The following is a 26,039-nucleotide window of genomic DNA, read 5'->3' as shown; positions in this document are numbered from 1 at the left end:
GAACGCAAATGCGGCGCACTGCTCTCGTTAGCCTGAGGGCCAAACGAAAACGACCGGCAATGCCGGCCGTCCACGTTCGCTTGCAATCTCGCCTACTCGTTGATGAGGCGCTTCAGCAATTCGATCTCATGCGACAACTTGCTGTCGCCGGCGATCAGCTCCTCGATTTTGCGGACGGCGTGCAGAACCGTCGTGTGATCGCGACCGCCGAAGCGGCGGCCGATCTCCGGGAAGGAGCGTGGCGTCAGCGTCTTCGACAGGTACATGGCGATCTGGCGCGGCTTGACGATGACGCGGGTGCGCCGGTTGGAGACCAGTTCCTGCCGCGAGACATTATAATGCCGTGCGACGATGCGCTGGATATCCTCGATCCGCACACGGCGCGGTTCGCCGGAGCCGACGAGATGAGCAAGAAGCTCATCGACGCGTTCGATCGTCAGATTGGGCTCGAAGGAGCGGCGGAAGATAAGCTGGTTGAAGGCACCTTCCAGTTCGCGGCCACTCGCAGTGATGTTCCGTGCGACATGCGACAACAGCTCGGGGGACATTTCCAACGAGGGATCATCCTGGCGGGCCGCTTCCAACCGACGCTTCAGGATTTCCAGGCGCATCTCATAGTCCGGTGCATCGAGCTCGATGGCGACACCACCCTGAAGACGGGAGCGCACGCGCGGATCGAGAGATTCCAGCTCCCATGGCGCGCGATCTGCCGCCACCACAACCTGCTTGGCGCTGTCGAGCAGCATGTTGAGCAGATGGCAGAATTCGTGCTGGATCATCTTACCCTGAAGAAATTGCATGTCATCGATTATCAACAGGTCGATGTGACGCAGCGAATCCTTGAGTGTCAGGGCATCGTTGTCACGAATGGCGGTCGCAAAGCGCCACATGAAATATTCCGCGGTCAGATAAACGACGCGCAAACCGCGCGGATTCTGCACAGCGGCATTGGCGATAGCCTGAAGAAGATGCGTCTTGCCGAGACCGACCGTCGCATGGACGAAGAGCGGATTGAACCGCACGGCGCCCGAACCGGCTTCCGCGATCGTTCTTGCAGCGGCGAGCGCCACACGATTGGAACTACCCTCGACGAAGGTATCGAAGGTGAAGCGCGAGTCGAGCGGCGAGCCAAAGAGGGGTGCTCCGACACTTGCCGGGCGCGCTGCCGATACTACGCCGACCGCCTGCTGTGCCGCCTGGCCAGCGGACTGCGCGGCCGGACGGCGCATCTGGGCAACCGAAGCCGGCTCCGGTGCAGCTGCCTCTTCCACAGCCTTGCTGCCGCCGCGCGTGGCGGTGCGCACCAGGATTTCGACCTTCAATATCTCCGGATCTTCTCCCTGGAACAGGCTGGTGATCAGCTCGAGATAGCGGTTGTTGATCCAGGACTTCAGGAAAGTCGTCGGAACCGTCAGGCGTACCACACTTTTGGAAACCGAATGCAGTTTCAGTCGTGCAAACCAGCTTGCATAGACATCCGGTCCCACCTGAGCCTTCAAGCGCGCGCTGACGCGCTCGAAGAGTACGCCATGTTTCATATCTGTTTTTCCCCCCGCCGCTTCGTGGCAATCCGAGCCAAATGCTTGTGGTGCCTTGTCTCCCTTATTCAACGCACCCGCCGTCATCGAAGTCATTTGCATAATGCCGCCTTCCACATTTCATTCCGTCGGGCGGAAGCCAATAAAGCCGCCCGGGTATTTTCCCGCCATGGCTCGCCAGCGACAGCCTCATGAGCCGCAAGCTTACCGGTTCACACAAACACTGGTCCCCAGCCAAAAGGACCTGCATAAAGATCCCTCTGCGGAAACCGCGATCATGCAGCTCCCGTCATCGAAACCTTCTGCTGGACTGGTCGATCGGTCCTCGCTTTCCAACCGCCAATCCGAACCTTTACTCGATGTTCTCCCTCGCCATGCAAAAAGCCGCTACCGCAGCAATTAAACAAAACTTTCCTGTTCCCGAGCAGCACCTGCTCGAGTCCACACTCATCAACTGTTTGAAAAAACGGGCCGATCTTTGACCCGTTGCAAAAGACAGAGGATCACCGGTCTGCCGACGTGGCAGTTGAGAGCTAACCCTTACAGGTGATGTCCGCGCCCCTTGCTGGACGCCATTTAGGCAGGATCAAAAGCCAAGATCAACGATGAATTTTACGCAAAATTAAGAACCGACCATTGACTCGCGGCGCGCTTTTTGGGTGTCACACGGCCGTCAAAAAAGAATCGCTTTTGAATCAAGGAGATTCCCCGTTGCGGCAATTTAGACACGCGAAAAAAGAAAAAAAATAAAATTGCTCTTGACTCCTTCGGCCTCCCCACCGCCGGAACTAGAGTCGCCCAGCTTGAAAACGTCCTGCTATAAGCTATTGTTTTTGCTTAGATTTTTCTGTCATGCCGATGACATGAAAAGGTAGCCGGATTAACTATAAAGTGTATAACTTCGCGAATCGAAAAAGCCCGGTAAAGTTACCGGGCTAATGACCAGAAAGCGATTGTTCAGCTAAAAATTAGGCGGTCGGAGCCGCCGAAAGAGCCTTCACACGCTGCGCAAGACGGGACACCTTGCGGGAGGCCGTGTTGGAGTGAAGCACCCCCTTGGTGGCGGCGCGCTGCAGTTCCGGCTGCACGGCGCGGAGTGCTTCCTTCGCGCGTTCCGCATCGCCGGACGCGATGGCCTCTTCGACCTGGCGAACGAAAGTGCGAACGCGCGAGCGACGAGCCTTGTTAATTTCGGTACGGCGGGCGATCTTGCGGGTCGCTTTCTTCGCCGAGCTTGTATTGGCCATGAATGCCTCTCTTAAATTCGAACACAACTCCGCCACTGTCGCATCGGCCTGCGGCCATCTGAACCAGCAATGCGGGAGCAATCGCGGAAAACCAGAGCGGCTTTCCGAACCGTGGGCGGGCATATAGCTCTAAAGCGGCGCCACGTCAACGCGCATTTTCAACGAAACCCCGCCTTTCCAGCATGAAGCACGCGAAACAGATTAACGGTTCTTGAAGGCGGGCTTCCGCTTCTCAATGAAAGCGGACATCCCCTCCTTCTGGTCTTCGGTTGCAAACAGACTATGGAACAGGCGCCGTTCGAAGCGCAGGCCCTCCTCCAGCGTGGTTTCCAGAGCTCGGTTCACGGCCTCCTTCGCCATCATGACCGAGGGGCGCGAAAGCGAGGCGATCCTTGCCGCCGTTTCCAGGGCTTCGTCGAGCAGGCGTTCGGGCGCCACCACGCGCGCGACAAGACCGCAACGCTCGGCCTCCGCCGCATCCATCATGCGGCCCGTGAGCACGAGATCCATCGCCTTCGCCTTGCCGACGGCGCGTGTCAGCCGTTGCGAGCCTCCCATGCCGGGGATGACACCGAGCGTAATCTCCGGCTGGCCGAATTTTGCCGTCTCCGATGCAATGATGAAATCACACATCATGGCCAGCTCGCAGCCGCCGCCGAGCGCAAAACCGCTGACGGCAGCAATCACAGGCTTGCGCGCTTTGGCAATCTCGTCCCAGCCGCTGATAAAATCAGCCTTGTAAATATCCGCAAATTCAAGCGGCTGCATCTCCTTGATATCGGCGCCGGCAGCAAAGGCGCGTTCCGAGCCCATGAGAACGATCGCACCCACGGCGTCGTCCGCATGGAACGCGGCATAGGCCTCTCTCAGTTCCCTGAGCACCGTTGAATTCAGCGCGTTCAATGCTTGCGGCCGGTTGAGTGTTATGAGGCCGACGGCATCACGGGTTTCGACGATCAGAGTTTCATAGGCCATGGCTTTTCCTCTCCTACTTCTGGCAGGAGGCGCAATAGAAGGAAGAGCGGCCTGCCTGCACGATGCGGGTGACCGTACCGCCGCAGCCGGGCGTGCGGCAAGCCAGACTTTCGCGGTCATAGACAGAGAAAGAATGCTGGAAATAGCCGAGCGAGCCGTCAGTCTGAATATGATCGCGCAAGGACGAACCGCCGGCAGCGATCGCATCGGCGATGACGTCACGGATGGCCGTGACCAGGAGGTTCAATTCCTCCTTCGGCTTACCACTCTTCGTCACCAGTGTGCCAGCAGCACGCATGGGCAGAAGATGCGACCTCCACAGCGCTTCGCAGGCATATATATTGCCGAGGCCGGCGATATTCCTCTGGTCCAGAAGCGCAGTTTTCAGTGGCTGCGTCTTTCCCTTGAAACGTTCGGCGAGATAGGCAGCACTTAACTCGTTTCCGGTCGGTTCCGGCCCGAGATCACGGAAGGAGGGATGAGCTACGAGATCTTCCCGTCTCACGATATCCATGAAGCCGAACCGGCGCGGGTCATTATAGATGACACGACGCCGACCCGTCGCATCTTCCAGATGAAAGACCACATGGTCGTGCTTCTCGTCCTTGGAACGGACGTAATGGAAATCGCCCGGCATTTTTGCCTTTGCGTCCTCCTCGATGCGAAATGACCCGGACATGCCGAGATGGGCGATCACGGTCACGCCGTCATCGAGATCGATCAGCAGATATTTGGCCCGGCGGCCGAGCCCGATGATGCGGCGGCCGGACGCCTGACTTTCGAATTTTTCCGGAAAGGGAAAACGCAGATCCTGCCGGCGCAGTTCAAGCTTCGAGAGCAGCGCGCCTTCCATGGCTGGTGCGAGACCGCGTTTAACCGTTTCGACTTCTGGCAATTCCGGCATGAGAACCCATCTAATTGTTTCAACCGCTTGCGATGTGCGTTATAGCGCCAAGGTGCCGCGGGCGTGACTGTGGCCCACAGATAGCGCCGCGCCGATCGTTTCGCTATGGTCGGTATGCGATTTCAAGTAACGGAGTGTTCGATGTCAGAAAGCCGCACCTCCGCCGATGGCGGCATGGAAACATCCTATGGCTACCGCGAGGTGGCCGAAGGCGAGAAGCAGGGTCTCGTCAACGATGTGTTCCATAAGGTCGCCAAGCGCTACGATATCATGAACGATGTCATGTCCATGGGTCTGCACCGGGCCTGGAAGGACGCAATGATCGCCGCGCTCAATCCGCGCAAGGAGCAGGGCTACAAGGTTCTCGACGTGGCCGGCGGTACCGGAGACATCGCCTTTCGCATTGTCGAGGCTTCGATCCGCATGGCACATGCCACGGTGCTGGACATTAATGGCTCCATGCTCGCCGTCGGCGCCGAGCGGGCTGCCAAGAAAAAGCTCTCGGAGAACCTCACATTCGTCGAAGCCAATGCCGAAGACCTGCCCTTCGAGCCGAACAGTTTCGACGCCTATACGATCGCCTTCGGCATTCGCAACGTGCCCCATATCGATGTGGCGCTGAAGGAAGCCTATCGCGTGCTCAAACGCGGGGGGCGGCTGCTGGTGCTGGAATTTTCCGAAGTGGACATGCCGCTTCTCGATCGCGTCTATGATGCCTGGTCCTTCAATGCCATCCCTCGTTTCGGCAGAGCAATCACCGGTGAAAGCGAGCCCTATCAATATCTCGTTGAATCGATCCGCAAATTCCCGAACCAGGAGAACTTCGCGGCGATGATCCGGGCAGCCGGCTTCTCGCGCGTGACCTTTACCAATTATAGCGGCGGCATCGCGGCGCTGCATTCAGGCTGGAAGCTCTGAAGCATGGCGTCAGAATATATGAAGCGATTTTCAGGCGCTGTCATGCGAGACACACATAAACAATGAGCGCATTCGGGGCATATTTCCGGCTTGTCCGGGTGGGCTGGATTCTCGTGCGCGAAGGAGTCATTTCCGCGCTTCCTTCGGAAGGCCTTCCGCCCTCCGTCGGCCTCGCCAAGTCCTTCTTCGGCCTCTTTGCGCGCAATCGCGCCATGCTGAAGACGCGGAGCGACCGGCTTTCCAAGGCGGTGGAGCGTCTTGGGCCGTCCTATGTCAAGATCGGTCAGTTCCTGGCAACTCGACCGGATGTCGTCGGCGTCGATTTTGCCAACGACCTGTCGCAGCTCCAGGATAGCATGGCCTTCTTTCCGCTTGCGGCCGCCAAAAGCAGTATCGAGGGATCGCTCGGCCGGCCGATGGGGGAGCTCTATGCCAGTTTCGGCGATCCGATTGCGGCCGCCTCGATCGCCCAGGTGCACCCGGCCGAAGTCAATGCGCCCGAGGGCCGCAAGAAAGTCGCTGTGAAGGTCGTACGCCCCGGCGTGCGCCAGCGCTTCAACCATGACATCGAAGCCATGTACCTCGTCGCGCGCATGCAGGAGCGGCTCATGCCTTCCAGCCGGCGCCTGAAGCCGGTCGAAGTGACCAGGACGCTGGAGCAGACGACGAAGGTGGAGATGGACCTTCGCCTGGAGGCGGCAGCGCTTTCCGAGATCGCGCAAAACACCGAAAAGGATGCGGGGTTCCGTGTCCCCAAGGTGGACTGGGAACGTACCGGACGCGACGTCATCACCATGGAATGGATCGACGGCGTCAAGGTCTCGGACGTCGAGGGGCTGAAGGCGGCAGGACACGACCTCAACAAGATCGCCGATACGCTGATCCAGTCCTTCCTGCGCCATACGCTGCGCGACGGCTTCTTCCATGCCGACATGCATCCCGGCAATCTCTTCGTCGATTCGAACGGCATGATCGTAGCGGTCGACATGGGCATTGTCGGACGGCTTGGAAAGAAGGAGCGCCGATTCCTGGCCGAGATTCTCTACGGCTTCATTACGCGCGATTACGTCCGCGTCGCGGAAGTGCATTTCGAAGCGGGCTATGTGCCGGCGCATCATAATGTCGAGAGCTTTGCCCAGGCAATTCGCGCGATCGGCGAGCCGATCCACGGCCAGCCTGCGGAAACGATCTCCATGGGCAAGCTCCTGACGCTGCTGTTCGAAGTGACCGAGCTCTTCGACATGGCGACGAGACCGGAACTTGTCATGCTGCAGAAGACCATGGTGGTCGTCGAAGGGGTGTCGCGCATGCTCAATCCGCGCTTCAACATGTGGAAGGCATCGGAACCGGTTGTCGGCGACTGGATACGTGACAACCTTGGACCGAAGCGGATCGTCACCGACCTGCGCGACGGTCTGAAGGCCGCCGTGAAGCTTGCGGAAGCAGCGCCCGACATTGCGGCGAAGACGGAGAAATTCCACACGGAACTTCTGCAGATGAGCGAACACGGACTTCGCTTCGATCAGCAGACGGCGGAGGCGATCGGCAAAGCCGAGGCACGCCATAGCCGCTCCGGCCGCTTCGCGCTCTGGATCATTGCGCTGACACTCCTCTATATTGCCTGGCTTTTGAGCTAAGTTTGCGCTGATATTCTTCCCTCATTTCCGGAAATGACGCGACAAAGACATCCTGTGTTCGGTATTTGGGATATCCCATCATGGGAAAAGGTCGCTTAGTCTCGCTTTTTATGGGTTAGAGGGATGCGAGCGGAAAACCGCACGCAGTTTTCCTCATCCCGCTCTACTGCATGCTTCCTTAAATCGGAGCCGATTCAAGGATAAAAATATGCAGCAATTCAAAGTGCTACAGCGACCTTTGTGCGTCTGAAAGGCGCATGGCGCTGTAGAGGAGATCTGGCAGATGGAGCAAGAAAGTCCCGGCATCGAGCTTTCCGGACAACCACTCGGCTTCGCCGACCTGGTGCGGATCGGCGCGGGCAAGGGATTGCTCTCGGCTGCCCCCGCAGGAATGGCCCGCGTGGCGGCGGCGCGCTCCATCGTCGAACGGACAATCGAATCCGGCCTGCCGGTCTATGGTTCCACCACAGGCGTGGGCGCCATGAAGGATGTCGAGTGGTCGCCGGAAGATCTCGACGCCTTCAATCTTGGTCTCGTACGCGCCCATCACTTCGGGACCGGGGCTCCATTTTCCTGTGCGGTCGTGCGCAATGCCATGGCAATCCGCGTCAACACGGCGCTGACCGGAAGGGTCGGCTGCACGCCTGAACTGGTTGAGGCCTATCTCAAGCTTCTTGAAGCCGACATCATTCCCGTCGTCCGCCGCACCGGCTCGATTGGTTGTGCGGACATCGGCCTCATGGGCCAGATCGGCGCCGTTCTGACTGGCGCCGGAGAGGCGGTTTATCGGGGGCGTCGAATGCAGGCGGCAGCGGCCTTCGAAGCCGCCGGGCTCGCACCCTTCAGGATGGCGCCACGCGACAGCCTTGCCTCGCTCAGCATCAACGCCGTGAGTTTTGCAGCCGCTGCCGAGACCACACGCAATGCCGCCGCCTCGATCCGGATTCTGCTCGCGACCGGTATGATGGCATCGGGCGCGCTAGGCGCCTCGCGCGATCCCTGGTTATCGGTTCGCCACGTTGGAACGGCACGGGAGGCCCTGATCGGTTCCTGGCTCTGCAACGCATCGGACGACTGGCAGTGGCCGGTCGCGACCCATATTCAGGATCCGCTCAGCCTGCGCATGATCGCCCAGGTCTTCGGAGCCGTCATTGAAAATCTGCTGACCGCAGGGCACAAGATCCTCGCCGCCACCGGCCGCTCAGACGACAATCCCGTTGTCGTCGAGGAAAGAGTGATGACCTCGGGGGGCTCGCTGCCGCTCGACGTGACCATTCTTCTTGAAGGTGCGGCAATCTGCTTGGCGCATGCAGCACGCAACGCCTTCAATCGCTGCGTGGTGCTCGGCAACGGGCAGCGCCGCGGCCTGCCCGTCAATCTCGTGCCGGAAGGCCGGATCGCGACCGGCTTCGGACCGATCATCAAGCTCGCCGGCGAGATCTTCTCTCGCGTGCTGTCGATGTCAAATCCGGTATCTGCTCAGTCGTTAGTCGTGGCCGCCGGCATGGAGGACGAAGCGGCCTTCCTGCCGCTCGTCATCGAACGCTTCGACCGGCAGATGCGCGCTCTGAAACGTCTTGCCGCGCTCGAAGCGCTGCTTTCGGCTCAGGCGATGGATATTCTTGGCGACACGCCGAGCGGTGTCGCCCGAATGCTCTACGACGTCGTGCGCCGGCATGCCGCCTACTATGTCGTCGATCGACCGCTTTCAGCGGAAGTGGAGGCAATCGAGGAGGAACTCGCCTCTGACGCCTTCGTTTCCGAGCTGATCGCACAAGTACCGATCGTCGCTTTCGACGATTTCTTCGCACTCGGCTCGGTGGAGCGCATAGAAGACCGGCTGTACCGAGACACAATTCCGGCATGATCATTCCAGACTGACGGAGAAAGCGACATGGCTGATTTCGATCTCGTTCTCCAGGGTACGTTGGTTCTGCCGAAACGCATCGTCGAGGAGGGATATGTCGCCGTCAGCGGCGGCCGGATCGCCGAAATCGGCATCGGCGTCCCGCCGGCGGCAAGCGAGCGACATCTGCTCGGAAAGGCGCTGATCCTGCCGGGCGCGATCGATGCACAGGTGCATTCGCTTTCCCAGAGGGATCAGGAGGATTTCATCTGGTCGACCCGCTCAGCTGCGGCCGGTGGTGTGACGACGATCGTCGATATGCCCTATGACGAAGGCAATCTCGTCTGCTCGGCATCAGCGGTGAAGAAGAAAATCGACCACGCCTCGCCGCAGGCGCGCGTCGATTTTGCGCTTTATGGCACGGTCGATCCCGAGGAGGGGCCGGCGCGCATCCGCGAGATGGTGGAGGCTGGCGTGGCCGCCTTCAAATTCTCGACCTTCGGCACCGATCCGAAGCGCTTTCCGCGTATTCCCCCTGCCCTGCTCGACGCCTGTTTCTCCGCCATCGCGCCGACGGGGCTGACGGCCGGCGTGCATAACGAGGATGACGAAGCAGTCAGGGCCTATATGGCGCAGGTGAAGGCGAGCGGAATTACGGACTGGCGCGCTCATGGCCTGTCGCGGCCGCCGATCACCGAACTGCTCGCCATGCACACGATCTTCGAAACCGGCGCCCATACCGGCTGCCCGGCACACGTGGTGCATTGTTCGCTCGGGCGCGGTTATGACATCGCACATGCCTATCGGCGCGACGGCTTCGAGGCTACCGTGGAATGCTGCATCCATTATCTCACGCTCGACGAGGAAAACGACGTCAGGCGGCTCGGCGGCAAGGCGAAGATCAACCCGCCCATCCGCCCTCGCGCCGAGGTCGAAAAGCTCTGGCGCAAGGTGGCAGAAGGCGTAGTCTGGCTGGTCTCGACCGATCATGTGAGCTGGTCGGAAGATCGCAAGACCAATTCCGACATGCTGGCCAATGCTTCAGGCGTGCCCGGTCTCGAGGTCATGGTGCCGCTCTTCGTCAAGGGCGCCCTCGAGCGCGGCATTCCGCTGACCTGGGCGGCTAGACTGATGGCGCAGAACCCGGCGCGACATTTCCGGCTCGACCATTGCAAGGGTGCGCTGACACCCGGCAAGGATGCCGACATTACCGTGCTGGAACCGCGCGAAATGATCTATGATGCCGCTGCGAGCGGCAACAATGTCGTCGGCTGGAGCCCCTATGACGGCATCCGGCTGCCCTGGACGGTTTCTGCGACCTATCTGCGCGGCAAGAAGATTGCCGAGGATAACAGCGTGCTGGCCGAGCCCGGCACCGGCAAATTCGTCCGGCCGCGGCCGCATCATGCCATTGCGGGGGGCATCGCATGAGCCGCAACCTTCCCGTCAATGCCGGCCGGATCGCCGAAGACATCAGCGCGCTTTCGAAGATAACCGAACCGGATCATCCCTGGACCCGCCGCGCCTTCTCGCCGCTCTTTCTGGAAGGTCGCGCCTACATAGAGGCGCGGATGAAGGCAGCGGGGCTGGAAACAAGGATCGATGCCGGCGGCAATCTGATCGGCCGCCGGAAAGGAGCGAAGCCGGGGCTGGGTACGATCATGGTCGGCTCGCATTCCGATACGGTCCCTGACGGTGGCCGCTTCGACGGCATTGCCGGCGTCGTCGCGGCGCTGGAAATAGCACGTGCACTGAAGGACAGAGGCATCGAACTCGACCATGATCTCGAGATCGTCGATTTCCTGGCGGAGGAAGTCAGCATCTTCGGCGTCTCCTGTATTGGCAGCCGTGGCATGACCGGGCAATTGCCCGAAGCCTGGCTCGGCCGTGTCAGCGGTGATCGCGACCTTGCCCAAGGGATCGGCGAAGTCGGCGGCGATCCATCCGTCCTGCTTTCGCAGACGCGGCCTGATCTTGCGGGCTTTCTCGAACTGCATATCGAACAGGGTCCGGTGCTGGAAGCGGAAAGCAAAGACATCGGCATCGTGACCGCGATTGCCGGCATCAGCCGCATCGAGATCACTGTCGAAGGCCGTGCCGACCATGCCGGCACGACGCCGATGGACCGGCGTGCCGACGCACTGGTCGCGGCGGCGCAACTGGTGCTCGACATTCGCAATGCCGCTGCGGAACTTGCGCAAACACCGGGTCATTTTGCGGCGACCGTCGGCGAATTCCGTATCGAGCCGAATGCGGCCAATGTAGTGCCGGCGAAGGTCGTGATGCTGATCGACGGCCGCGCGGAAATCCGAGACGACATGGAAACGTTCTGTCACTGGCTGGACCAACATGTGGAAAAGTTGGCCTTGACTTACGGAGTCACCATCAGGACCCCGAACCGCGTCTCCGACAACTTCCCGACGACGGGCGATTCCGATCTGCTCGAAACGCTGGAGCGCGCCTGCGATACGGTCGGCGCCAGGCATCGCCGCATGGCTTCGGGCGCCGGGCACGATGCCGCCTGGATCGCCAAGGTGGCGCCGGCGGCCATGATCTTCGTGCCGTGCAAGGAGGGACGCAGTCACTCGGCAGACGAATGGGCCGAGAATGACGATATCGCGCTTGGTGCCGCCGTGCTCTACGAGGCGGTGCGGGTGATGGACAGGACGCTTACTCAGGAGAAGGTCGATGGGACGCGTACTCGTTGAGAAAGATGTCGAGGCGGCCGTCAAGGGAGGCTCGGTCTATGCCGCCGGCGGTGGCGGCTGGGCCGATCATGGCCGGATGCTTGGCTATGCCGCCGTCACGATCGGCAAGCCCGAACTGGTCTCGATCGACGAATTGAAGGACGACGACTGGATTGCCACGGCGGCGGCGATCGGCGCTCCGGCTTCCACCACGCCCTGGGAGATGCAGGGCGTCGATTACGTGAAAGCCGTCCAACTCCTGCAGGAGGAACTGGGCGAAAGACTCTCAGGCCTGATGATCGGCCAGAACGGCCGCTCCTCGACGCTGAACGGCTGGTTGCCGTCGGCGATCCTCGGGACCAAGGTCGTGGACGCCGTCGGCGATATCCGTGCCCATCCGACGGGCGATATGGGGTCGATCGGGATGGCGGGATCGCCGGTACCGATGATCCAGACGGCCGTCGGGGGTAATCGCGCCGAAAACCGCTATATCGAGCTGGTGGTGAAGGGCGCGACCGCCAAGATCTCGCCGATCCTGCGCGCCGCGGCCGACCAGTCAGGTGGATTCATCGCAAGCTGCCGCAATCCGTTGCGCGCCTCCTATGTTCGTGCGCATGCCGCGCTTGGCGGCATTTCGCTGGCGCTGGCGCTCGGCGAGGCCATCATCGCGGCCGAGAAGAAGAATGGCCATGCGGTCATCGATGCGATCTGCAAGACGACGGGAGGGAATATTCTCGCTGAGGGGATGATCACCAGCAAGAATGTCGTCTATACGAAGGAAGCCTTCGATATCGGCTCCATCGGAGTAGGCCAAGGCGAGACGGCTGTCACCCTCCATGTGATGAACGAATACATGGCCGTGGACGATGCGAACGGTAAGCGGATCGCGACATTTCCGTCAGTGATCACCACGCTCTCGCCAGACGGAGAGCCGTTGAGCGTCGGGCAATTGCACGAGGGCATGCAGGTCTTCATCCTGCACGTGCCGAAGGAGATCATTCCTCTTTCCGCCAGCGTCCTCGATCCGACAGTCTATCCTTCCGTGGAAAAGGCGATGGGGATCGATCTGGCAAGCTACGTGCTGGCAGGAAAAGGCGACTGACAACAGCCATGGAGCGGAACATGGCGCGGGATGCCGGCCTTGAAGAACTGCTGCAAGATGCGCTGGGTGACCGACCGGGGCTTGCCGGCAAGGCCATGTTCGGCGGATGGGCGTGCTCCTGAATGGCAACCTTTTGTGCGGCGCCCGCGAGGACGGGATGCTCGTAAGACTCGGCAAGGGTAATGACGGCTGGGCGTTGGAGCAGCCGGGCGTTATCCGGATGCTCTCCGGCGGAAGGCCGATGCAGGACTGGGTACGGGCCGGGCCGGAGGCTTATGGCAACGACGCGCTGAGGGAGCGATTGCTGAATGCGGCGCTGGCCTTCGTCGAATCCCTGCCGGGTAAGTAAGGAATTGAATTATGTGTTCGACGGCAAAGTGCCCCTCACCTAGCCCTCTCCCCGCTCGCGGGGAGAGGGAACCGATCCTGCCTAGTGGTAACTAGAGCAAGTGATCGATCTTGTCGTCCCCTCTCCCCGCAGGCGGGGAGAGGGTTAGGGTGAGGGGCATGGCACGCTATACCCAAAGGAAAGCACCACCATGCCGAAAGCCAATCCACGTCATCCGAAATTCCCCATTCCGGGCGGTCCGGAGCTGCGCGCCAAAGGCTGGCGGCAGGAGGCCCTGCTACGGCTGCTGGAAAACGTCCTTGCCGTCGGCGAGGACCCGGACAATCTCGTGGTCTATGCGGCACTCGGCAAGGCGGCACGCAACTGGGCGGCCCATAAGGCAATCGTCAAAGCGCTGACGGAGATGGAGGAAGATCAGACGCTGCTGATCCAGTCCGGCAAGCCGATCGGGCTCGTGAAAACGCATGCGAGGGCACCGCTCGTCATCATGGCGAACTGCAATATCGTCGGCCAATGGGCGAAAGCCGAGGTCTTCTACGAACTGCAGCGCAAGGGTCTGATCTGCTGGGGCGGGCTGACGGCCGGCGCCTGGCAATATATCGGCAGCCAGGGGGTCATCCAGGGCACCTACGAGATCTTCATGCGCATTGCCGAGCGACGCTTCGGCGGCGATCTCCTCGGCCGCTTCGTGCTGACCGCCGGCCTCGGCGGCATGGGTGGCGCGCAGCCGCTCGCCGGACGCATGGCGGGCGCTGCCATCCTCTGTGTCGACATCGATCCGGGACGCGCGAAGAAACGCCAGCAGATCGGCTATCTGCAGGACATCGCCCCGGATCTAGACACCGCACTTGCAATGATCGAGGCGGCGGTGAAGGAGAAGCGGGCATTGTCTGTCGGGTTCGTCGGCAATGCGGCGGAGATCTATCCGGAGATAGCGCGACGCGGCATCGTGCCGGATGTCGTCACCGATCAGACCTCGGCGCATGACCTCGTCTATGGATATGTGCCGAAGGGCATGAGTCTCGAGCAGGTCAGGGAGCTGCGCGAAGACGGCCAGGGGCAATTGATGGCGGCGAGCCGAGCCTCGATCGTCGAGCATGTGAAGGCGATGCTGCACTTTCAGAAGAAGGGCGCGGAGGTCTTCGACAATGGCAACCTGATCCGCACGCAAGCCCGCGAAGGCGGCCTCACCGACGCCTTCGATATCCCGATTTTCACCGAGGCCTATCTCCGGCCACTCTTTTGTCGGGCCATCGGCCCCTTCCGCTGGATGGCTCTTTCCGGCGAGGAGAGCGACATCGCCCGCATCGACGATCTGTTGCTCGAGATGTTTCCGGACAACAAGATCATCACCAATTGGATTCGCCTTGCCCGCGAGCACGTGCCTTTCGAGGGTCTGCCGGCACGGATCGCCTGGCTTGGCCACGGCGAGCGCACGGCACTCGCCCGCCGCGTCAACGGGCTGGTGGCGGGCGGTGAGCTAAAAGGCCCGATCGCCTTTTCGCGCGATCACCTCGATGCCGCTGCCATGGCGCATCCGAACATCATGACCGAGCGGATGCGCGATGGCTCGGACGCCATCGCCGATTGGCCATTGATCGATGCGATGATGCTCTGCTCCTCGATGGCCGATCTGGTCGTCGTTCATTCGGGCGGCGGCGGCTATGCCGGCTACATGACGAGCTGCGGCGTGACTGTGGTCGCCGATGGATCCGATGCCGCCGACGAGAGGCTGGACCATGCGCTGACCAACGATACGGCGCTCGGCGTCATGCGCTATGCGGATGCCGGTTACGAGGAGGCACTGGATGAAGTGGTGAAAAAGGATGTGCCCTATATCCGGCTTTAGCGTTTCAGCGCTTCATGGAAAACGCCGAGCCGCTCTAACCTTGTTTTTACGCAATTCCGGACGGAAAACCACTGCGCACTTTTCCTGGAATTGCTTAGCGGCTATTCTTGTCAGGCTTCACGGGCTATGGTTCTGACGAATTTCTCGATAGCGCAGAGAGCTGCCTGTGATCCCCTGGACCCTATTGGATACCGCGAAAATTCCCAATGGCGGCGGAGAGCTCCGCCTCAAGCAGCGCGGTCAGGAATTTTCGATCATGCTCGGTCCGATCGAGCTGATGAACAGCCGCCTCAGCGGATCGGAAAAGGCGCTTGCCACCCTGTCCTGCGAGAGAATTCGCGATCGGTCCCGGCCGCATGTGCTGATCGGCGGGCTCGGCATGGGTTTCACCTTGCGCGCCGCGCTTGGCGAACTCGGCGCCGATGCGACGATATCCATCGCGGAACTGGTTCCCGCCGTCATAGACTGGGCACGCGGGCCGATGGCCTCCATCTTCGACGGATGCCTCGATGATCCGCGCGTGGCGATCCATGAAGGCGATGTCGCGACTCTTATCCGGTCCGGCAAGGCCAGCTACGATGCGATCCTGCTTGATGTCGACAATGGTCCCGACGGCCTGACCCATGAAGCCAATGACCGTCTCTACGATTTTGCCGGACTGAATGCCGCGCGAAAGGCGCTTCGTCCGGGAGGCGTGCTTGCCGTATGGTCGTCGGCCCCGGACCCGAAATTCACCAAAAGGCTGCGTGACGCAGGCTTCATGGCCGAAGAGGTCAAAGTCCGGGCAAACGGTGCGCGCGGCGGCGCGAAACATAAGATCTGGATCGCCGTCAACGCGATGCGGTAGAACGCGATTGCAAAGGCGACATCACAGATGCCCCGTTTCGGCCGGAACCTGGTCGAACCTGTCATGGCGGCCATCGATGAAGGCGATGGGAGCCGAGGCGAGCTCCTCGGGGCTGGCATCATCGAGACAGTTGACGGAGATCGCATAAAACCTGCCCCCGAGCCCTTCGCTTTCACCCCAACCGAAGGAACTGACTCCACAGTTCCTGCAAAAAAGGTGGTGCAGCTTGTGCGGGCCAAACTGATACTCGCCAAGCGTTTCCTCGCCTGAGAGCAGACGAAAATCATCCGGCATCGCCACGGCCAGCCAGTTGCGCTTTTTCAGACAGATCGAACAATTGCAGCGGAAGGTCCCTGCGGACAGATCGAGATTCGTCTCGTAGGTGACCTCGCCGCAATGGCAGCTTCCGTGGTAGATCCTCTTCATCATTCGCTCTCCCTTCGGGCCGTTGCAGTTGCATAAGCAACGAATTTCTCGAGAGCCTCCTCCCACCCCTCGGACTGAAGCTTGAACTCCTTGTCGCTGGGCAGTTCCCATTTGCGGAAGACAAGTCGCGTGCCCTCGTCTTTCTCCTGAAGCTCGATGGTCACCTGCATTTCATGACCGGGCCTGCCGGGCTCGCTCTCCCAGGCGAAGGTGAAGACCAGACGCTCCGGTGGCCGAATTTCGAGATAGCGGCCACTGCACCAGTAATCCTTGCCATCCGCACTGCGGATGCAGGTGCGCCAGGCACCGCCTTCGCGCAAGTCGATCTCCACCGAAGGTGCGGTGCAATTGTGAGGCCCCCACCAGCGCGCAAGATGCTTCGGATCCGTCCAAAGACGGAAGACCAGGTCGCGGGGCGCATCGATCTCCTTGAAGAGCACGATTTCGCGACGAGTTACCCTTATCCCTTCACCGTCTTCCTTCATCTTCGCTGCTCCCTTGCTTCAATGTCCCGGCATAGGCCTCCAGCCGGTCGAGGCTTTCACTCCAGAAAAGACGGTAGGTCTCGAGCCAGTCATCAACCTGCCGCAGCGGCGCCGTCTTCAGTCGGCAGGGGCGCCATTGCGCTTCCCGACCTTTCGTGATGAGGCCCGCCTTCTCCAGGACCTTGAGGTGCTTCGACACGGCCACAAGCGACATGTCGAATGGTTCCGCCAATTCCGAAACAGAGGCCTCTCCTCGTGCGAGACGGGCCAGAATCGCTCTGCGGGTCGGGTCGGCCAGGGCGGAAAGCGTTGTGCTTAAGGCGTCCATTGCAGATTATAAACCACTAAGTTAATTAACTTATAAGTTAAGTAAAGATTTTGGACTTGGGAGTCAAGACCTGGACACGGCCTGGAGCAAGCTGATCATGCTTCCTGTGGATTTTCTGATAGGGCCGCAGGAGCGATTGCGATCCTGCAGCGTGCAGGGTCAATCAAGGCCGGTGAGCCGGCGTGACCGCATTTGACACTTCGATCAGATTGTCATCCGGGTCGCGGAAATAGACGGACTGAATGGGTCCGGTTGCGCCGGTACGGTTTACAGGACCTTCCTCGATGCCGACACCGGCGCTGCCCAGATGGGAAATCACGTCCTGCAAAGGTGTTTCGGCAATGAAGCAGAGATCGGCGGAGCCTGGAACCGGATGCCTGGCCTTTGGTTCGAATTCCCGGCCGGCCTGATGCAGGTTGATTTTCTGACGGCCAAAAACGAGTGCTTTGCGTCCCTCACCGAAGGTCTCGATCGTCATGCCGAGTACATGGGAATAGAAATCGCAGGTCTTTTCAATGTTGGCAACCGTCAGCACCAGATGATCGAGATGGTCGATGCGGATCATGGATCTATCCTCAGCGCGTTGAAAGCCTCGCAGCCCCGAGCGCGGACGCAAATGCGGCTACCAGCAAGGCAAGGATGAAGAAGACCACGGCCGACCAGCCGTCGGCAAGCCAAAAGTAGCCGCCGATCGAACCGGCAACACTCGATCCCAGATAATAGGCGAGCAGATAAAGCGAAGAGGCATGTCCTTTGGTATCGCGCGCCAACCGGCCGACGAGGGCGCTTGCCACCGAATGGGTGACGAAGAAGCCGACGGTCACCAGGACGATACCGAGAATAATGAGCGACAGTGATGAAGCGAGCGTGACGGCAGCACCCGCGGCAGCAATGATGATACCGATCGGCATCACCATGAAATGGCCATAGCGATCACCCAGCAGACCTGCCGCCCAGGATGCAATGATGCCGAAGAGATAGACGGTGAAGATCAGGCCCAGCTCCGTCTGGTTGAGATCGTAGGGGTCGGCGACCAGCCGGAAGCCGGCATAGTTATAGACCGTAACGAAGGCCCCCATCGCCAGGAAGCCGATCGCAAACAGCAAGGGCAGTGCGGGATTGCGCATGTGACCGAACCAGGCTTTCAGATGGAAGGCCATCTCGAAGCCCTTGCGCCGCACGAAATTGCGGGAAGGCGGTAGAAGCACCAAGAACCCGGCCGCACAGAGGAGGCCAAGCATGCCGAGCACCGCAAGCGCAGGGCGCCAGCCGAAGAATTCCGCGATGGTACCGGTGACAACACGTCCGGCCATGCCGCCAAAGGCATTACCGGCGATATAGAGGCCCATGCTGGAACCGAGGCTGCGCGACTCGACCTCCTCCGCCAGATAGGTCATGGCGACTGCCGGGACGCCACCGAGCAGAAAGCCCTCCAGCGCCCGGATAAACAGAAGAATGTGCCAGCCCGGCACTAGCGCACAGGCGATGGTACAGATCGCTGCTCCCATCAAAGAGGCAAACATCAGACCACGACGGCCCATGCCCTCGGAAACCGCGGCGGCGCAAAAAATCGCAAGCGCAAGAAAGCCGGTTGAAAGCGACAGCGACAAAGAACTTGCGGCCGGACTGACTCCGAATTCGTCTGAAAAAATCGGCAACAGCGGCTGCACGCAATAAAGCAGCGAAAATGTCGCGAAGCCGGAGAGAAACAGCGCGAGACTGGCTCGGCGAAACTCAGCCGTGCCCCGCGTCAGAAACGTCTTAACGGCGACATCTTCTTTCGCCGCAACAGAAGGACAATTCTCCGGAATATCTGAGATCGTTTCGATTGTGACGTCGGACATGAGATCAAAACCTTTTTCTGATTTCGATCTAGCCACACCGCCTCCATTTGTCCAATATATGGGACAGGCAATCTCAATATGTTTGGGAGATAACGATGGAGCTGCGTCACCTTCGCTATTTCCTCGCCTTGGCAGAGGAGAGGAATTTTACCCGGGCAGCGGCAAAACTCGGCATCGGCCAGCCGCCACTGAGCCAGCAGATTCGCGACCTGGAAGACGAGGTCGGTGCCGCGCTCTTTCATCGCGTGCCGCATGGGGCGGAGCTGACGGCAGCGGGTGCGGCCTTTCTGATTGAGGCAAAGGTCGCCGTGGCCGCCGCCGAAAAAGCCAAGCTCGCCGCAAAGCGCGCCAATCGCGGCGAGACGGGTCGGCTGTCTCTCGGCTTCACCGCGTCCGCCACCTATAACGCCATCGTCAGCGGAACAATCCGGCGCTTTCGCAACCAGTGGCCAGACGTGCGCCTCTCGCTCGCGGAGATGAACAGCAATGTTCTGACGGAGCTCGTGGTGCGCGGCGAACTCGACGCTGCCTTCATTCGTCCTGGGCTGGGGGATCCGAAGGGCGTACGGCTGAAGCGGATCGTCGACGAGGCGATGCTGATCGCTCTGCCTGTAAGCCACCCGCTGGCGAAGCGGGAGCGGCTGCCGCTTGCCGCGTTGGCGGGAGAGGCTTTTGTCCTCTTCCCGCGAACGGTCGGTCTCAGCCTTTATGACGATATTGCGCAGGCCTGTCGCAGTGCCGGTTTCGAACTCTCGGCGGCGCAGGAGGTGCCGCAAATACCCTCGGTGATCAACCTGGTCGCGGCCAACCTCGGCGTTTCGATCATTCCGGCCTCGGTCGCGCACATCAAGCTCGACGGTGTCACCTATCGGCCGATCGAAGGGCCGGCGCCCGTGGCGCGTCTGGCGCTTGCCGTTCCCCTAGGGCATCGTTCGCCTGTCACGGACAATCTGATCAGCCTGCTGCCTTAGACTCCTGTTTTCATGCATGTCGTTGCCGCAAAACCGTTTCACACTTTTGCGCGACATGCAGTCACGGATCCCAATAGGGCGGATCGCCGAAAGCCTGCTTCAGATGCTGCGCCACGGCGCGCAGCTTGGCCGAGGCATGCCGCCCTTCCGGATGCGCCATATAGATGAATTCCGGCTGCGGCCGATAGCCGACATCGATTTCGACAAGCGAACCGGCCTTGATAGCAGGGCCGGCGATGAAGGCCGGTAGCAGTGCGATCCCAAGGCCGGCAATGGCGGCATCCGCGAGCATGTCGCCATTGTTCATCCTGAGCGCCATGCGGGCGCGGATGATTACGGCACCATCCGGCGCTTCGAAGCGCCAGTCGGCATTGCCGCGATTGGTATAGAAGATGCCCCTATGCCCCTCGAGCTCGGCAAGCGAAGCGGGCGCGCCATTACGAGCAAGATAGTCCGGCGAGGAAACCAGCAGGCGCCGGCTTGGCGCGAGCTTCCAGGCGATGAGCCGGCTATCGGCGATCGGTCCATGGCGAACGACCGCATCATAACCGTCGGCCGCGGCATCAACACGCCGGTCATCGAGGTCCAGCGTCAGCTCGATTTGCGGATACTGCGCAAGAAACGGATAGAGCGCCGGCCCGAGATGCAAGCGGCCGAACGTGACGGGCGCGGCGATGCGCAGCGGTCCGGCCAAGGTTCCGCGCCGCTCAGCAATGTCGGCTGCAGCCTCTTCCACCTCGCGCACGATACGGACGGCTCGCTCAAGGAAGGCAGTACCGTCTTCGGTCAGCGTCAGCTTGCGGGTGGTTCGGTGCAACAGTGTCGCACCAAGCAGTTTTTCCAGCTCCGCCAGGCGCTCGCTGACGACGGACTTCGACAGGCGAAGGCGCCGCGCGGCCTCACTGATCGATCCGGCTTCCGCGACGGCGACAAAGGCCGTAATCCCCTCGATCTTGATCATCGTTCGGCTTTTCCGAATTCGAGTTCCTTTATCTGGAGACTAATCCGAACGCCAGAGAAAGACCATTCTTCTGTCAACGGCGGATCACCGAATGACCCGCCACCCACAAACCAGGAGATGGAATCATGAACCGCTTGAATGGAAAAGTCGCAATCGTCACCGGCGCAAGCTCCGGCATTGGACGCGCAACCGCGAAGCTCTTTGCTGCCGAGGGTGCAAAGGTCATCGTCGGCGCTCGCCGCCAGGCAGAACTCGACAGCCTCGTCGGCGAGATCAAGGAGGCTGGCGGGGAAGCCGTCGCGTTGGCCGGCGATGTCCGCGTCGAAGATTATCACAAGGCCCTCGTTGCTCTGGCGGTGGAACGCTATGGCAGGCTCGACGTCGCCTTCAACAATGCCGGCTCGATCGGAGAAGCCGGGCCGAGCACGCAAGTCTCGGAAGCGGGTTTTGCAGATGCGCTCGCAATCAACCTCACAGCGTCCTTCCTCGCCGCCAAACATCAGATTGCTGAAATGGTAAAACATGGAGGCGGCTCGGTGATCTTCACCTCGACCTTCGTCGGATATAGCTTCGCCTTTCCAGGTGTGGCCGCTTATGCGGCCAGCAAGTCGGGCCTGATCGGCCTGGCCCAGGCGCTCGCAGCGGAATTCGGGGATCAGAATGTTCGCGTGAACGCCATTCTGCCGGGTGCGGTCGACACCGACATGTATCGCGAAATGAACGATACTTCTGACAAGCAGGCCTTCATCACCAAGCTGCATGCACTGAAGCGCGTGGCAAGACCTGAGGAGCTCGCCCGCTCAGTTCTTTATCTCGCTTCCGACGATTCGAGCTTTGTCACCGGCACGGCGTCGCTCGTGGATGGGGGTGCCTCGATCACCCGTACCTGATGATTTCTCTCTCAGGGCCTATAAAGAAAGGCTGCGGCTTGCGTTGCTCCGCGGCCTTTCGTTATTTGGTGCGCTGTTCCCTTTCATGGCGAGGCATAGCGCGATTAGCGACATGGTGCGGTCCGGTCTGGCGATTGCATGTGATCCGCCAAAGGCTTAGGGTCAATGCAACAAAGGCGACGGGGCGGAACACCATGACTCTCAGCGGCAAGCGCATCCTTCTCATCATCTCCGGCGGCATTGCCGCCTACAAGAGCCTCGACCTCATCCGGCGGCTGCGCGAGCGGGGCGCCTCGGTTCGCCCGATCATGACGGAGGGTGCGCAGCAATTCATCACGCCGCTTGCCGTCGGCGCTCTTGCCGCCGATCATGTCTTTGACGACCTCTTTTCCCGTCAGGACGAGCAGGATGTCGGCCATATCCGCTTGGCGCGCGATTGCGACCTCGTGCTGATCGCGCCCGCAAGCGCCGATCTTCTGGCCAAGATGGCGAACGGACTGGCCGACGACCTCGCTTCCACAGTGCTGCTTGCCACGGATAGGCCGGTGCTCGCCGCTCCCGCCATGAACCCGAAGATGTGGATGCATCCCGCCACCAGACGCAACATGGAGCTTCTAAAGGGCGACGGCATTCGTTTTGTCGGCCCCATGACCGGTGAGATGGCGGAAAGCAGGGAGGCCGGCACCGGCCGGATGGCCGAGCCGCTCGATATCGTTGCCGCAGCCGAAGCGCTGCTCGACGGTGGGCCCAAGCCGCTTGCCGGCAGGAAGGCGATCGTCACCTCTGGTCCCACACATGAGCCGATCGATCCCGTACGCTATATCGCCAACCGCTCTTCCGGCCGGCAGGGTCATGCCATCGCCGCATCGCTGGCAGCGCTCGGCGCTGAAGTGACGCTCGTCTCCGGCCCGGTATCGATCCCCGATCCGGCAGGCGTGAGCACCGTCCATGTCGAGCGCGCCGAGGAAATGCGCGACGCCGTGCTCGCGGCGCTTCCGGCCGACATCGCCGTCATGGTCGCGGCCGTTGCCGACTGGCGCGTGGCATCCGCCGCCGACCAGAAGATCAAGAAGCATCCGGGCGAATCCATTCCGACGCTGGCGCTCACGGAAAATCCCGACATCCTGAAGACAGTCGGCCATCACACTCTGCGGCCGAAGCTTGTCATCGGCTTCGCCGCCGAGACGCAGGACATCGAAAGCAATGCGAAGGCCAAGCTCGAACGCAAGGGTGCGGATATCATCGTCGCCAACGACGTATCGCCTGCGACCGGCGTCATGGGCGGCACACGCAACAGCGTGACACTGATCCGCCATGACGGGACGGAACAATGGCCGGACCTGCCGAAGGAAGAAGTTGCAGAGCGGCTGGCAGCGTTGATCGCGGATGAATTCAGGCAGTCATGACGAGCGGCTGTGTCGCGATGCTTGCCCTCGGCTCCGGCTGGAAGACCGCAACGTCAATGCCGCTCTCGCCGATGGTGACCGCGCTGCCGTCTGGAATTTCGGCCCAGGCATCGACATCGTCGTTCAGCGGTTCCGAAACAAGGCAGTAGCCTCCGCGATCGCCGAGCGGCGATGCATAGAGCGTCGGCGCCTTGCGGTCCGTCGCATAGCGGATGGCGTAAAGCGATCTGCCGTCGGAGAAAGCGGCTGTGAAGCGCACGAGGGCAGAGCCCGTGATCTTTTCAGCCAGGTCTTCAACAATACTGATCGTCTCGGCCACGGCCGCTATCGGCGTCTGGCAGAGGCCAAACTGCAGCGCCAGCAGGAATAACAGTTCCGAATCCGTACTGCCGCAGCGCGCATTGAATAACTCGTCATCGAGGACAGCTTCCAACGGGCGACGCAGCCGGTCGAAATTGGCGATCTGGCCGTTGTGCATGAAAGACCAGTTGTCGTGCACGAAGGGATGGCAATTGTCGCGTCGCGTGCCGCCGCCGGTTGCAGCCCGCACATGCGCCAGAAAGAGCGGCGAGCGGATCTGGCGGGCAAGGCTCTTCAGATTGCAGTCGGACCATGCCGGCAGGATATCGCGGTAGCGCCCAGGCTCGGGACGCTCGCCATACCAGGCGATGCCGAAGCCGTCGCCGTTTGTCGGCGTCTTCGCGCGCGTGGCGCAATGGGATTGTTCGATCAGGGAGTGGGCGGGCGAGGACACCAGCTCCTCCAGATAGAGGGGGTCCCCGCGATAGGCTGCCCAACGACACATGATTCCACTCCGGTTCCCGGGCCGGTCCTTGGCCGGGAAAAATGCTGACTCAAAAGAGTTTCGAGCGGAATAGGTAACAAAGTCTTAAGATATCCGCCGTTTGCCGGGAATATGACGGATTCCTGACAGGACGTCCGATCACATTTCCGCAATGCGGTATTTTCTTTTGTGAACAGTGCGTCTCCGACGCCCCGACCTTCGCGGATTGCCGATGGACCACTATAGTCAGTGGCAAATCAACGAACCGAAGAGGATGTCATGTCAATCCGTCCCGTAAAGCATGAGAGCGTCGCCATGCCGACCATGGAAGGCGCTGGCGTCAAGCTGCACCGCGTCTTTGGTTTCGGCGATCCGTCGATGACCGATCCCTTCCTGATGATGGACGATTTCCGCAATGATAATCCCGCCGAATACATACGCGGTTTCCCCTGGCACCCGCATCGCGGCATCGAAACGATCACCTATGTGCTCGCGGGCACTGTCGAGCATGGCGATAGTCTCGGCAATCGTGGGCTGCTCGGTGCCGGCGATATCCAATGGATGACGGCCGGCAGCGGCATCATGCACCAGGAAATGCCGAAGGGCGATTTTGCCGGCCGTATGCATGGCTTCCAACTCTGGGCGAACCTGCCCTCTTCGCTGAAGATGACCGCGCCGCGCTATCAGGATGTCAAATCCGCCGACATTCCGGTGGTCGTCGATGACGATGGCACTGCGGTTCGCGTCATCTGTGGCAATTTCTGGGGTAAGTCCGGACCGGTCGACGGTATCGCTGCCGAGCCGATCTATCTCGACGTCTCCGTGCCGCCCGGCAAGAGTAAACGGCTACCGGTCGATACCTATCGCAACGCCTTCGCATACATCTTCGCGGGCTCCGGCACCTTCCGCGACGCTTCGAAGCCCTTCGGCATCAAGGTGGAAAAGGAAGTGAACGGCGAGGAGCTGAACATTCGCGACATGTCCGGCAACCGCACACTGGTGGTTTTCGATACCGGCGACGAGATGACCGTACAGGCGGGCGATCAGGGCATACGCTTCCTGCTCGTCTCCGGCAAACCGATCCAGGAACCGGTCGCCTGGCACGGCCCGATCGTGATGAACTCGCGGGAGGAACTGATGCAGGCCATGCGCGAACTGCAGAATGGCACTTTCATCAAGGCGGTACATTAAAGGTGGTCACCTCTTGCATCCTGCAAGAATTGTCTTACCTTTGGACAATCGGAAACAGAAAGAAAGGAAGGTGATCCAATGTCTAGTGAGATTTCGGACCTCGTAACGGGCATGGAAGTGGTGATGAAAGTGAGGCAGCCCTCGCTTTAAACCCCCACCTTCCTTGGACCGCTTGACGGTCCAGGCCGGTTACAGGCCAAAACTCATGGAAGGGTCGCCTTGCGCGGCCCTTTTTCGTTATATGCCGTTCTCCGCAAAAGACGCATCACCTGGAGCGGGATGCTGAAAAGTGTGCGCGGTTTTCGGGCGACATCCCGCTCTAATTTTTGACTCAGAGACGGATTCAGATTTCAGGTCGATCCGACCTGAATCATCCGGCTCTGGCCTCCCGCCTCTCCCGCGCTATCTGCGATCACATTGAGAATCATAGAAGGGGAGCACGATGCACATCACCGGCCGGTGCCATTGCGGCTTCGTTACCTATCGAGCGGAGATCGATCCGGATCGGGTCTCCATCTGTCATTGCGACGACTGTCAGCGACTGACCGGCACCGCCTACCGCGTCAGCACCTCAGCACGGCGCGAGGATGTAAGGGTTCTGACCGGCAAACCGAAGATCTATGTAAAGTACGGCGACAGCGGCGCGAAACGGCTGCAGATGTTCTGCCCGGAATGCGGCTCGCCGCTCTTTACCACCGGTCAGGGCGAGGATGCCGAGAAGATCGGGATCCGGCTCGGCTCAATCGACCAGCGACGCGCGTTGAAGCCGACACACCAGATCTGGTGCCGTTCGGCACTGCCCTGGGTCGGGAGCATAGCGGAACTGCCCGGGAGGGACACGGAATAGACGGTCT

At 60.6% G+C, this 26,039-nt stretch carries 24 protein-coding genes and 1 pseudogene; 14 read left to right on the top strand and 11 right to left on the bottom strand.

The genetic code is table 11. The features are described from left to right. Positions 1-92: 92 nt before the first annotated feature. From dnaA to mutM, 4 genes are all read right to left on the bottom strand, one after another. Positions 93-1,640 (bottom strand): chromosomal replication initiator protein DnaA, encoded by a 1,548-nt coding sequence (dnaA, locus tag AAE029_RS14825; protein ID WP_371073625.1) that lies wholly within the window; start codon positions 1,638-1,640, stop codon positions 93-95. 866 nt (positions 1,641-2,506) lie between these two features. After that, on the bottom strand, positions 2,507-2,785 hold the full coding sequence (rpsT, locus tag AAE029_RS14820) for a 30S ribosomal protein S20 (protein WP_371073624.1): 279 nt from the start codon (positions 2,783-2,785) through the stop codon (positions 2,507-2,509). A gap of 201 nt (positions 2,786-2,986) precedes the next feature. After that, on the bottom strand, positions 2,987-3,760 hold the full coding sequence (locus AAE029_RS14815; RefSeq protein WP_371073623.1) for an enoyl-CoA hydratase: 774 nt from the start codon (positions 3,758-3,760) through the stop codon (positions 2,987-2,989). 13 nt (positions 3,761-3,773) lie between these two features. Beyond that, positions 3,774-4,664, bottom strand: a complete 891-nt coding sequence (gene mutM / locus AAE029_RS14810; RefSeq protein ID WP_371073622.1) for a bifunctional DNA-formamidopyrimidine glycosylase/DNA-(apurinic or apyrimidinic site) lyase — start codon at positions 4,662-4,664, stop codon at positions 3,774-3,776. A 141-nt stretch (positions 4,665-4,805) separates the two neighbouring features. On the opposite strand from mutM, the gene ubiE reads away from it, so the two are divergent. The 9 genes and pseudogenes from ubiE (at position 4,806) to AAE029_RS14765 (ending at position 15,899) form a co-directional block, all read left to right on the top strand. After that, positions 4,806-5,582, top strand: a complete 777-nt coding sequence (gene ubiE / locus AAE029_RS14805) for a bifunctional demethylmenaquinone methyltransferase/2-methoxy-6-polyprenyl-1,4-benzoquinol methylase UbiE (protein WP_371073621.1) — start codon at positions 4,806-4,808, stop codon at positions 5,580-5,582. Positions 5,583-5,644: 62 nt separating this feature from the next. Then, on the top strand, positions 5,645-7,219 hold the full coding sequence (gene ubiB / locus AAE029_RS14800) for a 2-polyprenylphenol 6-hydroxylase (RefSeq protein ID WP_371073620.1): 1,575 nt from the start codon (positions 5,645-5,647) through the stop codon (positions 7,217-7,219). Between the two features lie 283 nt (positions 7,220-7,502). Then, positions 7,503-9,086, top strand: coding sequence for an aromatic amino acid lyase (locus tag AAE029_RS14795; RefSeq protein WP_371073619.1), 1,584 nt, complete (start codon positions 7,503-7,505; stop codon positions 9,084-9,086). Between the two features lie 27 nt (positions 9,087-9,113). Next, positions 9,114-10,496: a dihydroorotase family protein gene (locus AAE029_RS14790; RefSeq protein ID WP_371073618.1), complete on the top strand. Its 1,383-nt coding sequence runs from the start codon at positions 9,114-9,116 to the stop codon at positions 10,494-10,496. After that, positions 10,493-11,773, top strand: coding sequence for a Zn-dependent hydrolase (locus AAE029_RS14785; protein WP_371073617.1), 1,281 nt, complete (start codon positions 10,493-10,495; stop codon positions 11,771-11,773). The genes AAE029_RS14790 and AAE029_RS14785 overlap by 4 nt, the downstream gene beginning before the upstream one ends. Further along, complete coding sequence (locus AAE029_RS14780) at positions 11,754-12,854, top strand: DUF917 domain-containing protein (RefSeq protein WP_371073616.1); 1,101 nt, start codon at positions 11,754-11,756, stop codon at positions 12,852-12,854. Before AAE029_RS14785 ends, AAE029_RS14780 begins: the two co-directional genes overlap by 20 nt. 20 nt (positions 12,855-12,874) lie before the next feature. Next, positions 12,875-13,203 (top strand): annotated as a pseudogene (locus AAE029_RS14775) (cold-shock protein). A 190-nt stretch (positions 13,204-13,393) separates the two neighbouring features. Beyond that, a complete protein-coding gene (locus AAE029_RS14770) occupies positions 13,394-15,052 on the top strand; it encodes a urocanate hydratase (protein ID WP_371073615.1) in 1,659 nt (552 codons plus the stop codon). Between the two features lie 166 nt (positions 15,053-15,218). Then, positions 15,219-15,899, top strand: a complete 681-nt coding sequence (locus tag AAE029_RS14765) for a hypothetical protein (RefSeq protein WP_371073614.1) — start codon at positions 15,219-15,221, stop codon at positions 15,897-15,899. Positions 15,900-15,920: 21 nt separating this feature from the next. Here AAE029_RS14765 and AAE029_RS14760 read toward each other — a convergent pair whose 3' ends face one another. From AAE029_RS14760 to AAE029_RS14740, 5 genes are all read right to left on the bottom strand, one after another. After that, complete coding sequence (locus AAE029_RS14760) at positions 15,921-16,325, bottom strand: GFA family protein (RefSeq protein WP_371073834.1); 405 nt, start codon at positions 16,323-16,325, stop codon at positions 15,921-15,923. Continuing rightward, positions 16,325-16,810: an SRPBCC domain-containing protein gene (locus AAE029_RS14755; RefSeq protein ID WP_371073613.1), complete on the bottom strand. Its 486-nt coding sequence runs from the start codon at positions 16,808-16,810 to the stop codon at positions 16,325-16,327. Before AAE029_RS14755 ends, AAE029_RS14760 begins: the two co-directional genes overlap by 1 nt. Then, complete coding sequence (locus tag AAE029_RS14750) at positions 16,794-17,138, bottom strand: ArsR/SmtB family transcription factor (protein WP_371073612.1); 345 nt, start codon at positions 17,136-17,138, stop codon at positions 16,794-16,796. Before AAE029_RS14750 ends, AAE029_RS14755 begins: the two co-directional genes overlap by 17 nt. Before the next feature lie 163 nt (positions 17,139-17,301). Beyond that, entirely contained in the window at positions 17,302-17,703 is a 402-nt protein-coding gene (locus AAE029_RS14745) for a VOC family protein (protein WP_371073611.1), read from the bottom strand. Between the two features lie 10 nt (positions 17,704-17,713). Next, the gene (locus AAE029_RS14740) at positions 17,714-18,982 is read right to left on the bottom strand and encodes an MFS transporter (RefSeq protein WP_371073610.1); all 1,269 of its coding nucleotides are present in this window, start codon (positions 18,980-18,982) and stop codon (positions 17,714-17,716) included. A 95-nt stretch (positions 18,983-19,077) separates the two neighbouring features. Between AAE029_RS14740 and AAE029_RS14735 the strand changes: the two genes are divergently transcribed. Then, a complete protein-coding gene (locus AAE029_RS14735) occupies positions 19,078-19,953 on the top strand; it encodes a LysR family transcriptional regulator (RefSeq protein ID WP_371073609.1) in 876 nt (291 codons plus the stop codon). A 61-nt stretch (positions 19,954-20,014) separates the two neighbouring features. On the opposite strand, the gene AAE029_RS14730 is transcribed toward AAE029_RS14735, so the two are convergent. Next, positions 20,015-20,914, bottom strand: a complete 900-nt coding sequence (locus tag AAE029_RS14730) for a LysR substrate-binding domain-containing protein (RefSeq protein WP_371073608.1) — start codon at positions 20,912-20,914, stop codon at positions 20,015-20,017. Positions 20,915-21,039: 125 nt separating this feature from the next. On the opposite strand from AAE029_RS14730, the gene AAE029_RS14725 reads away from it, so the two are divergent. Next, on the top strand, positions 21,040-21,804 hold the full coding sequence (locus AAE029_RS14725; RefSeq protein WP_371073607.1) for an SDR family oxidoreductase: 765 nt from the start codon (positions 21,040-21,042) through the stop codon (positions 21,802-21,804). Between the two features lie 194 nt (positions 21,805-21,998). Beyond that, positions 21,999-23,210 carry a bifunctional phosphopantothenoylcysteine decarboxylase/phosphopantothenate--cysteine ligase CoaBC gene (gene coaBC, locus AAE029_RS14720; protein ID WP_371073606.1) on the top strand — a complete coding sequence of 404 codons (1,212 nt, stop codon included), beginning with the start codon at positions 21,999-22,001 and terminating at the stop codon, positions 23,208-23,210. Here coaBC and AAE029_RS14715 read toward each other — a convergent pair. Continuing rightward, complete coding sequence (locus tag AAE029_RS14715; protein WP_371073605.1) at positions 23,197-24,015, bottom strand: class II glutamine amidotransferase; 819 nt, start codon at positions 24,013-24,015, stop codon at positions 23,197-23,199. The two genes, coaBC and AAE029_RS14715, sit on opposite strands and share 14 nt — an antisense overlap. 258 nt (positions 24,016-24,273) lie before the next feature. On the opposite strand from AAE029_RS14715, the gene AAE029_RS14710 reads away from it, so the two are divergent. Next, a complete protein-coding gene (locus AAE029_RS14710; RefSeq protein ID WP_371073604.1) occupies positions 24,274-25,185 on the top strand; it encodes a pirin family protein in 912 nt (303 codons plus the stop codon). A gap of 442 nt (positions 25,186-25,627) precedes the next feature. Then, positions 25,628-26,032, top strand: a complete 405-nt coding sequence (locus tag AAE029_RS14705; protein ID WP_371073603.1) for a GFA family protein — start codon at positions 25,628-25,630, stop codon at positions 26,030-26,032. Positions 26,033-26,039: the final 7 nt, after the last annotated feature.

Source organism: Sinorhizobium sp. CB7 (genome assembly GCF_041357635.1).
Classification (GTDB): domain Bacteria; phylum Pseudomonadota; class Alphaproteobacteria; order Rhizobiales; family Rhizobiaceae; genus Rhizobium.
Note: the sequence above shows the minus strand (reverse complement) of the source record. Positions and strands in the feature narration are given on the sequence as shown.

Excerpts from the sequence above, each read along its gene's own strand:
- dnaA (WP_371073625.1), bottom strand. The coding sequence starts at position 1,640 with ATGCAAATGACTTCGATGACGGCGGGTGCGTTGAATAAGGGAGACAAG.
- rpsT (WP_371073624.1), bottom strand. The coding sequence starts at position 2,785 with ATGGCCAATACAAGCTCGGCGAAGAAAGCGACCCGCAAGATCGCCCGC.
- AAE029_RS14815 (WP_371073623.1), bottom strand. The coding sequence starts at position 3,760 with ATGGCCTATGAAACTCTGATCGTCGAAACCCGTGATGCCGTCGGCCTC.
- mutM (WP_371073622.1), bottom strand. The coding sequence starts at position 4,664 with ATGCCGGAATTGCCAGAAGTCGAAACGGTTAAACGCGGTCTCGCACCA.
- ubiE (WP_371073621.1), top strand. The coding sequence starts at position 4,806 with ATGTCAGAAAGCCGCACCTCCGCCGATGGCGGCATGGAAACATCCTAT.
- ubiB (WP_371073620.1), top strand. The coding sequence starts at position 5,645 with ATGAGCGCATTCGGGGCATATTTCCGGCTTGTCCGGGTGGGCTGGATT.
- AAE029_RS14795 (WP_371073619.1), top strand. The coding sequence starts at position 7,503 with ATGGAGCAAGAAAGTCCCGGCATCGAGCTTTCCGGACAACCACTCGGC.
- AAE029_RS14790 (WP_371073618.1), top strand. The coding sequence starts at position 9,114 with ATGGCTGATTTCGATCTCGTTCTCCAGGGTACGTTGGTTCTGCCGAAA.
- AAE029_RS14785 (WP_371073617.1), top strand. The coding sequence starts at position 10,493 with ATGAGCCGCAACCTTCCCGTCAATGCCGGCCGGATCGCCGAAGACATC.
- AAE029_RS14780 (WP_371073616.1), top strand. The coding sequence starts at position 11,754 with ATGGGACGCGTACTCGTTGAGAAAGATGTCGAGGCGGCCGTCAAGGGA.
- AAE029_RS14770 (WP_371073615.1), top strand. The coding sequence starts at position 13,394 with ATGCCGAAAGCCAATCCACGTCATCCGAAATTCCCCATTCCGGGCGGT.
- AAE029_RS14760 (WP_371073834.1), bottom strand. The coding sequence starts at position 16,325 with ATGAAGAGGATCTACCACGGAAGCTGCCATTGCGGCGAGGTCACCTAC.
- AAE029_RS14755 (WP_371073613.1), bottom strand. The coding sequence starts at position 16,810 with ATGAAGGAAGACGGTGAAGGGATAAGGGTAACTCGTCGCGAAATCGTG.
- AAE029_RS14750 (WP_371073612.1), bottom strand. The coding sequence starts at position 17,138 with ATGGACGCCTTAAGCACAACGCTTTCCGCCCTGGCCGACCCGACCCGC.
- AAE029_RS14745 (WP_371073611.1), bottom strand. The coding sequence starts at position 17,703 with ATGATCCGCATCGACCATCTCGATCATCTGGTGCTGACGGTTGCCAAC.
- AAE029_RS14740 (WP_371073610.1), bottom strand. The coding sequence starts at position 18,982 with ATGTCCGACGTCACAATCGAAACGATCTCAGATATTCCGGAGAATTGT.
- AAE029_RS14735 (WP_371073609.1), top strand. The coding sequence starts at position 19,078 with ATGGAGCTGCGTCACCTTCGCTATTTCCTCGCCTTGGCAGAGGAGAGG.
- AAE029_RS14730 (WP_371073608.1), bottom strand. The coding sequence starts at position 20,914 with ATGATCAAGATCGAGGGGATTACGGCCTTTGTCGCCGTCGCGGAAGCC.
- AAE029_RS14725 (WP_371073607.1), top strand. The coding sequence starts at position 21,040 with ATGAACCGCTTGAATGGAAAAGTCGCAATCGTCACCGGCGCAAGCTCC.
- coaBC (WP_371073606.1), top strand. The coding sequence starts at position 21,999 with ATGACTCTCAGCGGCAAGCGCATCCTTCTCATCATCTCCGGCGGCATT.
- AAE029_RS14715 (WP_371073605.1), bottom strand. The coding sequence starts at position 24,015 with ATGTGTCGTTGGGCAGCCTATCGCGGGGACCCCCTCTATCTGGAGGAG.
- AAE029_RS14710 (WP_371073604.1), top strand. The coding sequence starts at position 24,274 with ATGTCAATCCGTCCCGTAAAGCATGAGAGCGTCGCCATGCCGACCATG.
- AAE029_RS14705 (WP_371073603.1), top strand. The coding sequence starts at position 25,628 with ATGCACATCACCGGCCGGTGCCATTGCGGCTTCGTTACCTATCGAGCG.